The following is a 15370-nucleotide window of genomic DNA, read 5'->3' as shown; positions in this document are numbered from 1 at the left end:
GATGGGCCAAGGGCGAGACGGCCTGCCTCGCGGAGCGGTCAGTGCCTGATCTGATCGAGACTCTGCTTTTGATACTGCTCGTCGCGGAGCTTGCGGAGGTATTCGAGATACTTGCGCTTGGCTTCGAAGTCGGTGCCATCAGGCGCGAGAGACGGCCTCTGTTGGCCGTATTTTTTCCACGGACCGTAGGGGACCTGGACGTCTTCGACAAAGCGCCAGTGGCATTGTTCGCCGGACTTCAGATCGAGGTAGTCGCGGATTGCCGGGGAGATGTCGATGCCAGCGCTGCTGTTCGACCGATTCTTCGGGCGGCTGTTTCCGAAGACGTAGTGGTAGTCGTCGGTGACCCATGGGCCGCAGTCTTCCCACTGGGCGTAGCAGCTTCTTCCTCCGTGGTAGATTTGAACCCATCTTCCCTTGAGGACGGTTTTTCCCGGCTTGGGGTTCATTCGGCGAAACCAGGGGATGACGCGGGAGGCTTCGGGTTTGTGCCGGCCCCATCCGGCCACGTCGTTGTATGGCAGCGCAATGTAGAAGGGATTGAGCTTAGGGGTGAAATGCTTCGGTCGGAACTCACTGGTCCGGTGATCGGCGTGGCGGGCATTCGGATCGGGATCGTCGTAGCCGCCGTAATTGATGGCCCACTGCTGGTCCCATGAGGATTTGTGATTGGGAGTCGGATTGTTCTGGGTCGGGCGCTCTCCGATCCAGAAAACCGTCGCCGTGATGTTCTGGCGCCATGGGTAAAGCTGTGAGGACTGCTGCGCGGGCCGGGCTGGCTGAATCGGCTGGCGGCTGGTCGGGATGACGACGCGTGGCAGGTTCGCGGCGCTGGAGACCTGCGCATGCAGGCAGGGTGCGGCTCCTAAAAGGAGGGCGACGCTGAGGGCATGAGTGAATGGGCGCATAGAGGAGGTTTTATTGAAGATAGCCACGGTGGTTTTTTTGGGGCTGTCAGAATCGGCGAATCACGGTGTCCCGCTGGAATCGGGGGTCAGTTTGGGGGTAGTCTAGCGTATGATGCAAGCCCCTCGATTCGCGCCGCCGGATGGCGCAATCGACGACCAGCGAGGCGACGGCCACGAGGTTCCTGAGCTCCAGGACGTCGGCATTGACGCGGTGGCCCCAGTAGAACTCGCGGACTTCTTTCTTGAGGTTACGCAGGCGGGTGGCGGCTCGGCGCAGGCGGTTGTCGGTGCGGACGATCGAAACGTAGTCCCACATCAGGCGGCGGAGTTCGTCCCAGTTGTGGTAGATGACGACCAGTTCGTCGGGGGCATTGGTGTCGCCATGTTCCCATGCGGGAATGTCGGGCGCGTGGAGGGCGTTTCTTTCCGGGGCGTAGTGGCCAAGGATGTGATCGAGCGCGCGACGGGCGAGGACGTTTCCTTCGAGGAGCGAATTGGAGGCGAGGCGGTTGGCGCCGTGCAAACCGGTGCAGGCGACTTCGCCGATCGCGAAGAGACCGCGGATGGAAGTGACGCCGTTGACGTCGGTGACGACGCCGCCGCACTGGTAGTGCGCGGCAGGAACCACCGGGATTGGTTGGGTCTCGGCATCCAGCCCGAAACTACGGAGCTTCTCGTAGATGAAGGGGAAGCGCTTCTTCATGAAGCCTTTCGGCTTCTTGGTGACGTCGAGGTAGACGCAGGGAGCGCCTGTCTTTTTCAGCTCGCGGTCGATGGCGCGAGCGACGATGTCGCGCGGTGCGAGCGAGCCGCGCGGGTCGACTTGATTGACGAATTCTTCGCCCGCGGCATTGAGCAACACGGCACCCTCTCCGCGCAGCGCTTCGGAGACGAGGAACGAGCGGGCCTCCGGGCCGGTGGCGGCGGGGTTGTAGAAACAGGTGGGGTGGAACTGGATGAATTCCATGTTCGCGACCTGGGCGCCGGCGCGCCACGCCATCGCCACGCCATCACCGGTCGAGGAGTCGGGGTTGGTGGTGTAGAGATAGACTTTTCCACAGCCGCCGGTGGAAAGGATGATGCGATCAGAGCGGAAGATCCGGACTTCGCCTGACTGCCGATCGAGCACATAGGCACCGAGCACGCGGTCTTCGGTGACGACTCCGAGTTTTCCGGTGGTGATAAGATCGATGGCAAAGTGATCCTCGAGGATCTTGAGGTTCGGGGTCTGGCGGGCGGTTTCCAGAAGTGAGGTGGCGATTTCGTGACCCGTTGTGTCGCGCGCGTGGAGAATCCGGCGTTTACTGTGGCCCCCTTCTTTTCCCAGTTGATACCGTTCTCCTTCCTTGTCGAACTCCGAACCATATCGCACGAGATCGTCGATGCTTGCGGCACCTTCGGCGACGATGGTGCGCACGACGTCTTCGTTGCACAGGCCCGCGCCGGCATCCAGAGTGTCGGCGACGTGCAGTTCGCAGCTATCGCCTGGGTCACGAAGGCTTTCGGGGAGGACTGAAGCGATGCCGCCTTGAGCCCAGGCGGTATTGGAATCGAGCGCCTTGCCCTTGGTGATGACGGTTACGCTGCCGTGCTTGGCCGCGCGGATCGCGAAGGACAGGCCTGCGATGCCGGTGCCGAGAACGAGAAAATCGGAGGTCATGGGGTGGGGCGGATTGAATCGGGATTCGGCGGGAATGGCCAAGAAATATCGTGTCTACACAAGGAGTGAGGGCCTCCGAGCGACAAAATTACCGACTTGATAATCAAATTATCGGATTTGGGCAGCGGTTGGCGGCCTTCAACGGAAAGGAGTTTGAGCGAGCGGACGGATTCGTGTGTTGCTGCGATCAATTCCTACAGGGCCGGATCGAATGATTGTCGATCAAGCGGACATCGCCATAGAAAACGGCGGTCGCGAGGAGTGTAGGACAGGAGAGGTCCTCGACGGGCTGGAGGGTTTCGGCGTCGACGAGTTCGAGGTAATCGATGCGGTTTTCCGAGGACTCGATGGCAGCTCGGGCGGTGGCGAGGATGGCTTCCGGAGAGCTCTCTTTCGATGCGCTGAGAAGGGCCTGGCGGATCCGCGGGGCGTCGGCGCGTTGGGTGGGGTTGAGGCGGGTGTTGCGTGAGGACATGGCGAGACCATCGGATTCGCGGACGGTGGGGGCAGCGATGATTTCCACGGGCACATTCAGGTCGCGGACCATGCGACGGATGATGGCGAGTTGCTGGTAGTCTTTTTCCCCAAAGACGGCAGCAGTGGGTTGAAGAAGGTTGAAGAGCTTGAGGACAATGGTGCAAACGCCGTCAAAATGACCGGGGCGGGTCGCGCCACAGAGGGTCTTGGAGAGCGAGGACTCGAGGACGGCGGTGGAGCGGTCGGGGTGGAAAATGGAGCTCGCTTCAGGGGTGAAAACCAGGTCGACGCCCTCGGCACGGCATTTTTCGAGGTCCTGCTCAAGCGGGCGTGGGTAGGCGGCGAGATCGTCCGGGCGGTCGAATTGGATAGGATTGACGAAAATCGAGACGGCAACTTCGCCATTCGGTCCGGCAAGGGTCCGGGCGCGGCGGATGAGTTCGAGGTGGCCCTCATGCAGCGCGCCCATGGTTGGGACAAGGATGCGGGACGACTGCTGAAGAGCGGGAAGGGCCGGAATGGCGGCGGGATCGACGACGATGCGCATGGCGGCGAGGATTTCCGGCGGGGAGGCATCCGGCAAGTGCGGAACGGACCGTTGACGGGGTGGCGATTTCGGTTACGCTGCGCTCGAAACCTACGGGACATCCCCAATTATTCATGACCATTATTCGTCGTTTTACCGCCCTGATCCTGGCCGTCGGCCTTGTTGGAACCGCCGCCGCCCAAGACGGGAAGCTGAAGATCGCCACGATCGACATGCAGCAACTTTTCAAGGAATACCACCGCACGAACGAAGCTCAGAAGCAGATCAACGTCGAGCGTGCCCGCATTCAGAAGGAGAACAACGAGCGCTTGGCCCGTATCCGCGAGCTGGACACCGAGCTTCAGAACATGCGCAAGCAGCTCGACGACCCCTCGATCTCCGATTCGAAGAAGCAGACCGTCTATCGTGACTGGCAGATGAAGCAGAACGAAGGCATCGCGCTTGACCGCGAGCGCCGTGAGTTCCTTCAGCGTCGTAATCAGGCGCTCAACGAAAAGATGGTGCAGCGCATGAAGGGCATCCTTGAGGAAATCCGCAAGCTGGGTGAAGAGCAGGCCAAGGCTGAAGACTACGACTACGTTTTCGATAAGTCCGGTCTGAGCACCTCGCAGGTTCCATTCCTTCTCTACACGAAGGATGCGACTGACATCACAGCTGTCCTGCTCAAGACCCTCAACAAGGACGCTCCGCCAGAAAGCGAAGTGACCGAGGAAGAAGCACCTGCAGCAGAAGGCGGCGAGTAATCGACCTGCATGTCTGCTGAATTGACCCTTTCAGAGCTCGCCCAGTTGGTTGATGGAGACATCATCCGGGGCGAGCTTTCTGTTTCCTTCGGAAGCATCGCGTCGCTCGATGAGGCGACGCCTGATGATATTTCGTTTCTTGGAAACAAGAAGTACTTCAGCCAGTTTTTGGAAACGAAGGCGGGTGTGGTGATCGTTCCGAAGGAGCTGAAGGATGGACCGGAGGGGGTGGCGCTGATTGGTGCCGACAATCCGTCGTATGCCTTCGGCCTTGCGGTAACGCATTTTACGAAGGCCCTCTCGCGTCGATTTGAAGCGGGGATTCATCCGAAGGCGATCATCGATGAATCGGCGAAGATGGATCCGGCGAAAGTCCGTGTTCACGCCGGTGCGGTGATCATGGCCGGTGCGGTGATTGGTGACGGCACCGAGATTGGTCCGAATGTGGTGGTCGGAGAGCAGGTAGTGATCGGCCGCGATTGCCACCTGCATGCGAATGTTTCGATCCGCGAGCGCTGCCTGTTAGGTGAGCGGGTGATCGTACAACCGGGCGCGGTGATTGGCTCGGACGGGTTTGGTTTTGAAACGGTGAAAGGCCGTCACGTGAAGATCGATCAGATCGGCATCGTGGTGCTGGAAGACGATGTTGAAATCGGAGCGAATACCACGATCGACCGTGCGCGATTTGGCCGGACGGTGATTGGTGAGGGCTCGAAGGTGGATAACCTCGTGCAGATCGCGCACAACGTGCAGGTCGGGAAGCACAATTTCATCGTCTCCCAAAGCGGCATTGCCGGAAGCTCCAGGACCGGCGATTACGTGATTCTGGCGGCCCAAGCGGGCATCGCAGGTCATGTGAAGGTCGGAGATCAGGCGATGCTTGCCGGAAGGTGTGGCGTGGCGACGGATCTTGAAGGCGGGAGGAAATACGGCGGGATTCCGGCGCAGCCTCTCATCACGCATCAGAGACAGCAGGCTTCCCTGAGGAAGTTGCCGGAGTTGTTGAAGCGGGTCAGGGCTTTGGAGAAGGAGTCGTAAGAGAATCCAGAAGGAGAGGCGACGCGTTTGGGCTTTGTGTTGCGAATCTTTCGACTTCTTTTCCGTCGGCGCGGTGCATCCATAAGGCGGGACGCTCGGACATTCTTCGGGAGGAGAGATTCGATGGCCCGAGAAACCGAGTGGGTTTGCTCGAAAGCGGTGTCGCCGCTGCGCTCTGCCACCGCACTCCAAATTAAGAGCTGCGCCGCTCGCGGACGGCGGTGGCGAACTTTTCGAGGACCTCGAGGGTGTCGTCCCAGCCGATGCAGGCGTCGGTGACGGATTGACCGTAGGTCATCTTGCTGCGGTCGGGATCGAGCTTCTGGTTTCCTTCTGTTAGGTTGGACTCGATCATCACGGCGGCGATGGAGTTCGAGCCTTTGGAAATCTGATTGCAGAGGTTGGCGGCGACGAGCGGTTGGTTGCGGTAGTCCTTGAGCGAGTTGCCGTGGGAGCAGTCGATCATGACGTGCGGTGGCAGCTTCTGCTCATCGAGGGAGATGATGACTTCATCGATGTCCTTCTTTTCGTAGTTCGGACCGGATTTTCCGCCGCGCAGGATGATGTGGCAGGAGTCGTTGCCGGTGGTGGAAACGATGGCCGAGACGCCCTGCTTGGTGACGGAGAGGAAATGGTGGGGTCGCGAGGACGACTGGATGGCATCGAGGGCGATCTGAATCGATCCGCCGGTGCCGTTCTTGAAGCCGACGGGCATCGAGAGGCCGGAGGCGAGTTCGCGGTGGATCTGGCTTTCGGTGGTGCGCGCGCCGATGGCCCCCCAGGCGATCAGGTCGGCGATGTATTGCGGCGAAATGGTATCGAGGAACTCGGTGCCGGCGGGGATGCCGAGCTTGGCGAGATCGATGAGGAGACCGCGGGCGACCTTGAGGCCGTGATTGATGTCGAAAGAGTTGTCGAGGTGCGGGTCGTTGATGAGGCCCTTCCAGCCGACGGTGGTGCGTGGTTTCTCGAAGTAGACCCGCATGATGATCTGAAGATCGTCGCGGTGCTTGTCGATGAGTGGCTTGAGCTTTTTGCCATACTCGATGGCGGCGGCAGGATCGTGGATCGAGCAGGGGCCGATGACGACGAGCAGGCGATCGTCCTTTCCCTTGAGAATGGCATCAGCCTCGGTGCGGGCGGAGGCGACCAGCTCGGAGACCTCGTCGGTGACGGGTTGGAAATAGTTCAGGACCGCTGGGGAGATCAGAGGATTGAGGCCGGAAATGCGGAGGTCGTCGGTGCGGTGCTGAGTCACGGAGGGAAGTTGCAAGGGGCGGGTGCCGGGTGGCAAGGGGGAAGTGGGGGAGATGAGTGGGCCTGGGGTGGTTTTTTGCTGGGATGGGTGGTTTTGTTGAATGGACTGGTGAGGTGCTGCGGGCTTTGGGGTACAGGATCTAGGGGGCAGGGATCAGAAAGACAAAAAGCAAGAGGCAACGCGGTAGCGTCAAACTGCCTTTCTGACCCCTAGCCCCTGAATCCTGCCCCCAAAGGCGGGAAGCACTCCTGAGGTCTCTCCTCCAGTCGTCTCAGCACTGGACGAATGGCATCGAGTCGGGATACTCGGCGGTGTGAAGAAGGAGCGGGTGGATGTGCTTTTAGTGGCTCGGGGGCTTTGTGAGACTCGTGAGCAGGCGAAACGGCTGGTGCTGGCGGGGGAGGTGCGGAGTGGCGATCGGATGATCGACAAGCCATCGACCAAGGTCCCGGAGGACACGCCGTTGGAGGTGAAGGAGAAACCGAAGTTCGTGGGGCGCGGGGGATTCAAGATCGAGGGGGCGCTGGAGGCCTTCGGGATTTCGCCGGCGGGGCTGGTCTGTTTGGACATCGGCGCGTCGACCGGTGGATTCACGGACTGCATGCTTCAGCAGGGGGCGGAGCGGGTCCATGCGGTTGATGTGGGGACAAATCAACTGGCGTGGAAAATCCGCAGCGACCCGCGGGTGGTGGTGAAGGAAAAGTTCAACGCCCGGAATATGGTGGAGGCGGACATTGGCGAGAAAGTGGCGCTGATCGTGATTGATGTGTCCTTTATCTCGCTGACCAAGATCCTGCCGGCGGCCTTCGGAGTGCTGGCGGACGGAGGAAGCATCGTGCCGCTGATCAAGCCGCAGTTCGAGCTGAAGCGGGAGGATATCGGGAAGGGAGGCATCGTTCGGGATCCGGAGCTGCATGAGCGGGCTGTGGAAAAAATCCGCCGCTTCGCGGTGGACGAGCTTGGTCGCGAATGGAAAGGCCTGGTGGATTCTCCGATCACCGGCACCGATGGGAACCGCGAGTTCCTTGCATGGTTGGGGTGATGTGGTTAGAACGTAACCCATGAAGGTCGGTATCGTCGCCAATCCCCATAAACCTGGGGCAAAAGCCGCGCTGAAGCGTCTCGGTGATGTGCTGGAGACGAGCGGAATGGAACAGGTCTACGAAAAGGCGACCGCGGATTTGATCGGTCGCAGCGACGGGCTTGGCGGACTGGAGCTGGCAGAGACGGCGGATATGTTCGCGGTGCTCGGGGGTGATGGGACGATGCTCAATGCGATGGCGCGGCTTGGGGGCACATCAAAGCCGATCGCGGGGATCAATATCGGAACGCTGGGCTTTCTAACAAGCTGCACGGACGATGAGATCGAGTCCTTCGCAGCGGCACTCAAAGAAGGGACCTATTCGACGAGCCGGAGGACCTTGCTTTCGGCACGGGTGATCCGTGAAGGTCGTGAGCCGCGGGATTTCATGGCTCTGAATGAAGTGGTGCTCGCTCGCGGGCAGACGGGTCGCCTGGTTTCACTGAGTGCCTCGGTGAGTGGGGAATTGCTCAACCACTACCGCGCGGACGGCATCATCGTGGCGACTCCGACCGGTTCGACGGCCTATTCGCTATCCGCCGGAGGACCGCTGATCAGTCCCTCTGCGGAGGTTTTCGTGATCACGCCGATTTGTCCGCATACGCTGAGTCAGCGATCGCTGATTGTGGACGATGAGGCCGTGATCGAGCTTTCGCCGGATGATACCTCTGAGGGACCGATGCTTTTCACGGTTGATGGCCGGGATTGTATTGAGATCGTGGCGAGGGATCGGGTGGAAGTCAGGAAGGCACCCCAGGAATTGAATTTGGTGAGGCTGGATGGACGTTCGTTCTATGCCGCGCTGAGGCAGAAGCTGAATTGGCGGGGAGGCTGAATTGCAGCCCGATTGGGTTTGCCGGGCAAGAGGGGATCGGGTGGAATCGGCTATGCGCTACGAGCCGATTGATCCGCAATTTTTTGTCCGCAACCGTGAACGCCTGAGAGACCTGCTGAAGCCGAACAGCATCGTCATCGTCAAGGCGAACGACATCTATCCGACGAATGCCGATGGAGCGATGCCCTTCAAACAGAACGCGGATCTGTTTTATCTAACAGGAGTCGATCAGGAGGAAACGGTGCTGGTGCTGATGCCGGATGCGGTGGACCCAAAGGAGCGGGAGATCCTTTTTGTCAAGGAAACGAGCGAGCACATCGCCGTGTGGGAGGGCGAGAAGCTCAGCAAGGAGCAGGCGAAGGAGCACACGGGGATCGAGCGGGTGGAGTGGGTGAGTGGATTCGAAGGCTGGCTTCATCGGCTGGTTCCGCAAGTGGAACATATCTATCTGGCGACCAATGAGCATCTGCGCGCTGCGGTGGTGGTCGAGACGGCGAACGACCGCTTCATCAAGAGCTGTCAGGCGAGATATCCGCTCCATCGTTACGAGCGGCTCGCCCCCCTGATGCATCGTCTGCGGATCACGAAGGATGCCGAGGAGATCAAGTTCATCCAGAAGGCTTGTGATATTACGGAAGCTGGATTCCGTCGCACGCTGGGCTTCATCAAGCCGGGTGTGGGTGAGTGGGAGATCGAGGCGGAGTTGATGCACGAGTTTCTTCGTCGGGGTTCGCGGGGCTTTGCCTACACCCCGATCATCGGCTCGGGAAAGAATGCTTGTGTGTTGCACTACTTGGAGAACCACTGCGTATGCCAGGATGGTGAAATGCTGCTGATGGATGTGGCGGCCGAGTATGGCGGCTGGGCCTCGGATCTGACGCGGACAGTGCCGGTGAATGGCCGTTTTACCGATCGTCAGCGTGCCGTCTATAACGCCGTGCTTCGCGTATTCCGTGGGGCGAATGAGATCCTTCGGCCGGGGAACACGCCGATGGAGTATCAGAAGCAAGTCATCGAATTGATGGAAGGGGAGCTGGTGGGGCTGGGGCTGATTGATGCCAAAGCTGCGCGGGAGCAGGGGCCGGAAAAGGCTCTGGTGAGGAAATACTTCATGCATGGCACCTCCCATCACATGGGGCTCGACGTGCATGATGTGGCCCCGCCGCACGAACCCTTTGCGGAAGGCATGGTGTTCACGGTGGAGCCCGGAATTTACATCCGCGAAGAGGGACTCGGCGTCCGGCTGGAGAACGATGTGGTCGTGGGAAAAGACTCAAATTTCGACCTGATGGCGAACATCCCGATCGAGGTCGATGAGATCGAGGAGCTGATGAATGCGTGATGGGCCGGAGGCTCTGGACTGCGGTGGCAACGTGAGTCTTCGAACGTCGACACCGCTTTACGGGCCACCGGAAAAGTAGCAAATCTCCAAGCTGCAACTGGTGTCGGTGCCGCTCGGTGTGGGCCGTTTTTATCTGGGCCGCCGATGGAAGACGGGAAATTTCCAGATGGGCTGAGGCTTGAGCATCAGCCGAATCTGGTTTGAGAAGAGCTGTGAAATGCTGGCTCGCAAAGCGGTGTCGACGCCCCTACAGGGCTCTGCCACCGCACTCCAAATCAACCCAGCACGTCATCCATCGCATCGATGAGTTCCTGCATGGTGGCTTCGGTTTCGTTGCCCATGTTGGAGATGCGGAAGGTGCTGCCTTTGATTTTGCCGTAACCGCCGTTGATGAGGAAGTTGTACTTCGACTTGAGATCCTTGATGAAGGTCGAAAGGTCGAAGTCTTCCGGGGTGGCGAAGCAGGTGAGGGCGGTCGAGCGACGGCCTTCGGGTGCGAAGAGTTCGAAGCCGTGCCTGGCACCCCATGCGTGGATCATGGCGTTGGTTTTGGCATGACGGGCAAAGCGGTTCTCGAGACCTTCCTTCTCAATCTCGCCGAGCATGTACTGCAAACCGAAGAGGATCGAAATCGAGGGGGTCGACGGGGTGTTGTTCTTCTCGGCGTTCTTGGCGAACTCGAAGAAATCAAAGTAGTAGCCGCGATTCGGGATCTCTTTGGCGCGGGCCATGCCGGCTTCGGAAACGGCAAACAGGGCGAGGCCGGGAGGAAGCGCGAAGGCTTTCTGCACACCGGCAAGAATGACGTCGGCACCGATTGCATCCATGTTGATCGGCACGGTCGAAAGCGAGGAGACGGTGTCAACGATGAGCATCGTGTCCGGGAAGGATTTCACGACCTTGGCAACGCCTTCGAGGTCATTAAGCACACCGGTCGAGGTCTCGGAGTGGATGAAGGTGACGGTATCGAAGCCGCCTTCTTCAAGCTTGGCCTTCACGGCGGCGGGATCGATGGCTTCGCCCCACTCGACCTGGATGGAGTCGGCCTCGTAGCCCATCTTTCTGGCAACATCGAGCCACTTGTCGGAGAAAGCTCCGCAGCAGAGGCAGAGGACCTTTTTGCGGACGAGATTCTTGAGCGCGCCTTCCATGACTCCCCAAGCGGATGATGTGGAGATGAAGACCGGGCGCTCGGTGCCGAAGATGGCCTGAAGGCCAGGCTGGAGCGATGCGTAGAGTTCCTCGAAGTCCTTGCCACGGTGGCCGATCATGGTGTGGGACATGGCGGCGAAGGTCTCAGGGGAAACGTCGACCGGGCCGGGTGCAAAAAGTTTTGGTGAGGACATGCGCGGGAAATAGGGGGGAATGGACGGATTGAAAATGGGAAATTGGGAAATCTTGGTGGATTTGACGGTCCCGCAACTTCGCCCCACCCCCTCGCGGTGCCTCAGGGATCGGAAGCGTCCGGCCGGATCCTGAGGTGGTAAAATTTGCTCGGAGCCGATGACATGCTGCTTGGGTCGTGCAAAAGCAGGGATTCCCTGTCGGGACTGACGCTTTGCAAATCGGCCTCCACGGCATGGTCGAGCGGAGTGGGCCGCGTGAGATTGCCGGAGGCGAGCAGTTCAATGTTCACATCGGAGGTTCTCGGGCGGCGTGAGTAGCGGATGCCAAATTTGGCTGATGATCCGCTGCCGATGGTCTCTGGCTTGAACAGCGGGGGATCGAAGACGTCCGGATCCATGCCGAGCGCGTATTCATACCAAAGGGACCAGCCGTCGTTGTCGTCGTCGGCATCGGGGTGACCGGGTTGCCCGGGCAGTTGCGCGGCGGCTTGATAGTGTTCAGCCTGCCAGCCATTGAAGTGGATCAGGTAGCCGGTGCCGGGTTCCCCGGGACTGCCGGCGCCTTCCGGGCTGCTGCCCCAGGAAGATGGCTTGTCGAAGTCGTTGTAGGGAATGGAGGTATCGCGCAGGACGAGTGAGGCGCCCTCTCCATCGGATGGTGGATACCAGTCATCGGAGTATTCGAAATCGAGGATGTTCTCTCCAACCTTGTCGATGAGTTGAAGACGCTCCCCGGCGTTGTCGAGTTGCCCGAGAAAAGGGCCTAACACCGGAACCGGAATGCTCGGATAGCGGATTGCCAGAGCGCTGGGGTTGTTGGCTACAACAATGCGGGACCCCGAGGCGAGCGTGATTCCAGTGGGGAAAGTGAAGTCAATGCCTTCGATGAATGAGGCGCCATCGAGAACCAGCGACGACGGGCCGATGTTGATCAGTTCGATGAACTCGAAATCCGAATCATCAAGCGCGGGATCGACTGACAACTCGCCGGGTGTCGGGTTGCTGGGATGGTACTGAATTTCGCTTACCCGAAGATATTGCTGAGCGGGTGTCGGATTCGGGGTGATCGTGAAGTCGTCAATGAAAGCACCGGCCTCATTGCGAAGTGTCAGAGTTTCTCCGCGTGCGGAAAGCTGTCCGGAGTAGGGGCCCTGCACATAGCGGAACTCGTTGCCTTTCGGGCCACTTGATCGGGCTCTGAACGCGGCGGAATTCCTGGCGACGTGAATCAGGCCCCTGTAGTTCGATACGCTTTGGCCATTTCCCGCAAGGATCACACTTCCAGCGGGAAAAGTGTATTCGATGGCACCACTCAAGGTCCAGCCGGAGAGGTCGACCGTATCGCCGGAATTATTCCTAATGATCACATATTCCTCCTCCTGAGATCCTGAAGCAGGATTCTCGTCCACTGAGCTGATGACGATGTCGGGAGCAGCGGGTTGCGTTGATGGGATGGATAAGCCAAGCAGCTTGTCGTCTCCAAAAATGAGCTTGCGATGGCGTGGAAGCCACTCGTTGTAGATCCGGGCCGCGGATCCTGTGGACCAGAGATTGTCTCCCCACGAACCCCATTTGGCAAAATCAAGATCGATGTCCGATGTCGTCCCCGGAGGATTGATCGCGGACTCACTGGCAATCACCTTGCTGCGGAACCAGTCATTTGCCTGAGGAGGGGAGGCGGATTGAAAGATCTGACGCCGCAGGGATTCAAACCGGCGCACGAACATTTCCTTAAACTCCGGAGCGGTGTTGATCAGAGTGAAAAGCGGATTGTTGTTATAAGTGGTGTAATTGACGTAAAGCTGATCATCGAAATATTGGTGGTCCGCCGTCCAGCGCCGACCCATTGATAGATCGACATCCCACGGAAGCGGTCTCCACTCGCCGGATCCTTCGGTGTCGCGGTAAAGATAGTAATTTTTGGGTCCGGTATCCGAAACGGCGATGATCTGATTGGCAACGAGATGGTTGATCGTGGCCGCGATGTCGATGTTATCGTAGGCGTTTCTGCGGAGTTGGGTGAGGGAAAGGGAAGAAGACAAGCTGTCGATGAAGTCTTGGAGATCCTGGGTTCCTTCCTCTTTGCGTGTCTTTTTTGCCGAGGCATTCGGATCAACCAACCTGTCGTAAATCTTGTAGAGGGATCCTTCCGGATCGAGTCCCAGTCTTTCAAGGAATCGATCGTCGCCGTCCTCCACCATATCCATCACTCCATGAAACTGGCCATTGCGTTCGACCCTGACGGGAACGGCGAAGTGGTAGCCGGCCCCCGTTAGCTGATAGAGTTCATAGGTCAGGCTGTTGCGGATTCTGCTTTTGTCGGCGAAGTTGGTGAGGAAATTGACATCTTTGACCTTCGCTTCACCCTCTTTCCACGTGAAACGATTTCCATTGTTGAAGTCGAGATCATGGCTCTTTTTGGGAAAAGAGGGGCCGGCGGTCGACTGCCCATGAAGATCCATTTGAATGTTGTCGTAGAAACGTCCGAGATAGTAGAGCGACACCCGTCCTCCGGCACGCGTGTCGACGGCCACTTCGTCTTCTACGAAAGTTTGAATGACCGGCAGATTGGCAGTGGCGATATCCGGATCGGTGGCGACAGTTCCGTAGTATTTGTCGCTGTCGAGTGGGTCGAGAAATGAAGGTGAGCTTCTAGAGTTGCCACTGACGTCGTAGGTTTCGAATCTCCAGCGAAGCATCTCTCCTTCTTCAATCTGCGAGGTGGGAATGGCAGCGGAGAAGATCTTGTCATTGGCGACCGAGTCGACACCCATGCCGTCGTCTTTCATGACGATACTGATCTCCTCAGCGAACATCCTTCGATGGAAGACTCTAACAGATTCAATTCTGTGCGTGCCGTCACGCACTTCAGCTGTCAGGGTGAGCGGGGGGCTTTCAGCGTTTCCCGTCGGTGGTTGGGGGGCTCTGTCGGTGACCTCTCCGAAGATCGGGGCGAGTGCGTTCTCTCCCAGGCCATTGGCAGTTCCGGGAGTCGGAGTGGGAAAATAGACCAGATCGTTCGTAATGCCGGTCGTGCGGGAAAGAACGAGCTCAGGTTGGATCAGAAAGTCAGAGCTGTTGCTGGCTTGATTGAATCCTTGAATGGCCAGAAGATTGAGCCCCTCGACAAGTGGGGACGTTTTGAGATCGATGTGGAACTGGATCTGTTCGCTATTCAGGGCGTCGTTTCGGTAGTCCGTGGACGTCGAATTCCAGCTCGCTGTCGTGGGTGCTCGGTCCGAAGCAATGACTTGTCCATTGAGATAGGCAGTGAAGCCATCGTCCCAGCGCATCGTAAGCGAAGCCGCCGTGACCTCGCCGACATCAGCGACATGGAATGGGATGCGGATGAAGGCGGATGCATTGACCATGAACATCTTCTCTTCGATGTCGCCGCCCGAACCAATCAACTTGCCATAGCTTCCGTTATCCGTTTCGTAGCCGACCCCCAGAGTGATGGGGCTCCAGGCACTTCCATTGAAGGCACCATTGATGTGGGTATTCCACCCAGTGAACTGGGAATTGAACTGAGAGAGATGACTCGGGATGCCGACGCTGGCAGGTGTCTCGAGGCTGACCACGGTTTCGCTTGTCACTCCTTCGGCATGTCCGAAGGAAACGTCGTTGGCCTGAATGGGATAGGAGGGGCTGAATTCCGTCGCAATGGTGGTGCCGTCGCTTTTTATCAGCGCAAGATATTCGCCGTTTTTGCTGAGAGAGAAGTTGGTATGCAGCGGAAGACCGGGAAGCCCTCGATCCTTGCCTGAAGCGAAGACGAGAATTCGACCGTTGGAGGGGATGTTGATGGAGGGGAAGCTCCATTTTCCTAAATTCGACGAATTGTCGGTTAGTTTCCATCCGTCGAGATCAACGGACGAGGCTCCACTGTTATGGATTTCGATCCAGTCAGATCGCTCGCCGTCCTCATCTTTGAGTCCCTCGTCATTGGATGCCAGGAATTCTGTGATTCTAACTTCCGCGGTGGCGAGGTTGGGCATCGCGGGAAGCAGACAGAGCGTTGCAAGAACGAACTCTGCGGCGGGAAGTCGGGAGGTTTTCCAAGGTTTCAAATCACAGATGGTTCTTTAGAGTTTGTCGTTCAGTGATCAATGGAGATGAATGGCTGACCATTCGA

Annotated in this window: 11 protein-coding genes; 5 read left to right on the top strand and 6 right to left on the bottom strand. The window is 58.6% G+C overall.

Annotated features, from left to right (window positions below):
- Positions 1–38: 38 nt before the first annotated feature.
- The 3 genes from ACFQY0_RS15465 to panC all read right to left on the bottom strand — a co-directional run bounded on the left by ACFQY0_RS15465 (position 39) and on the right by panC (position 3628).
- On the bottom strand, positions 39–908 hold the full coding sequence (locus tag ACFQY0_RS15465; RefSeq protein WP_379714085.1) for a YdcF family protein: 870 nt from the start codon (positions 906–908) through the stop codon (positions 39–41).
- 46 nt (positions 909–954) lie between these two features.
- A complete protein-coding gene (gene nadB, locus ACFQY0_RS15460) occupies positions 955–2568 on the bottom strand; it encodes an L-aspartate oxidase (RefSeq protein WP_379714082.1) in 1614 nt (537 codons plus the stop codon).
- Positions 2569–2755: 187 nt separating this feature from the next.
- Positions 2756–3628 (bottom strand): pantoate--beta-alanine ligase, encoded by an 873-nt coding sequence (gene panC / locus ACFQY0_RS15455; protein WP_379714079.1) that lies wholly within the window; start codon positions 3626–3628, stop codon positions 2756–2758.
- 77 nt (positions 3629–3705) lie between these two features.
- Here panC and ACFQY0_RS15450 point away from each other — a divergent pair, with 77 nt between their 5' ends.
- Both ACFQY0_RS15450 and lpxD read left to right on the top strand, forming a co-directional pair.
- A complete protein-coding gene (locus ACFQY0_RS15450; protein ID WP_379714077.1) occupies positions 3706–4335 on the top strand; it encodes an OmpH/Skp family outer membrane protein in 630 nt (209 codons plus the stop codon).
- Positions 4336–4344: 9 nt separating this feature from the next.
- On the top strand, positions 4345–5373 hold the full coding sequence (lpxD, locus tag ACFQY0_RS15445) for a UDP-3-O-(3-hydroxymyristoyl)glucosamine N-acyltransferase (RefSeq protein WP_379714074.1): 1029 nt from the start codon (positions 4345–4347) through the stop codon (positions 5371–5373).
- A gap of 193 nt (positions 5374–5566) precedes the next feature.
- Here lpxD and ACFQY0_RS15440 read toward each other — a convergent pair whose 3' ends face one another.
- Positions 5567–6667: a 3-deoxy-7-phosphoheptulonate synthase gene (locus tag ACFQY0_RS15440; RefSeq protein WP_379714071.1), complete on the bottom strand. Its 1101-nt coding sequence runs from the start codon at positions 6665–6667 to the stop codon at positions 5567–5569.
- 277 nt (positions 6668–6944) lie between these two features.
- Here ACFQY0_RS15440 and ACFQY0_RS15435 point away from each other — a divergent pair, with 277 nt between their 5' ends.
- The 3 genes from ACFQY0_RS15435 to ACFQY0_RS15425 are packed head-to-tail and all read left to right on the top strand — an operon-like array spanning position 6945 to position 9889.
- The gene (locus ACFQY0_RS15435) at positions 6945–7673 is read left to right on the top strand and encodes a TlyA family RNA methyltransferase (RefSeq protein ID WP_379714068.1); all 729 of its coding nucleotides are present in this window, start codon (positions 6945–6947) and stop codon (positions 7671–7673) included.
- A gap of 19 nt (positions 7674–7692) precedes the next feature.
- A complete protein-coding gene (locus ACFQY0_RS15430) occupies positions 7693–8547 on the top strand; it encodes an NAD(+)/NADH kinase (RefSeq protein WP_379714065.1) in 855 nt (284 codons plus the stop codon).
- A gap of 52 nt (positions 8548–8599) precedes the next feature.
- Positions 8600–9889 carry an aminopeptidase P N-terminal domain-containing protein gene (locus ACFQY0_RS15425; protein WP_379714062.1) on the top strand — a complete coding sequence of 430 codons (1290 nt, stop codon included), beginning with the start codon at positions 8600–8602 and terminating at the stop codon, positions 9887–9889.
- Between the two features lie 275 nt (positions 9890–10164).
- Here ACFQY0_RS15425 and ACFQY0_RS15420 read toward each other — a convergent pair whose 3' ends face one another.
- Positions 10165–11235, bottom strand: a complete 1071-nt coding sequence (locus ACFQY0_RS15420) for a pyridoxal-phosphate-dependent aminotransferase family protein (RefSeq protein ID WP_379714060.1) — start codon at positions 11233–11235, stop codon at positions 10165–10167.
- A gap of 101 nt (positions 11236–11336) precedes the next feature.
- Positions 11337–15305: a lamin tail domain-containing protein gene (locus tag ACFQY0_RS15415; protein ID WP_379714057.1), complete on the bottom strand. Its 3969-nt coding sequence runs from the start codon at positions 15303–15305 to the stop codon at positions 11337–11339.
- Between the last annotated feature and the right edge of the window lie 65 nt (positions 15306–15370).

Origin of the sequence: Haloferula chungangensis, from assembly GCF_042664875.1 — a bacterium.
GTDB lineage: Bacteria > Verrucomicrobiota > Verrucomicrobiia > Verrucomicrobiales > Akkermansiaceae > Haloferula > Haloferula chungangensis.
The sequence above is the reverse complement of the archived record's forward strand: the minus strand, read 5'-3'. Positions and strand labels throughout refer to the sequence as shown.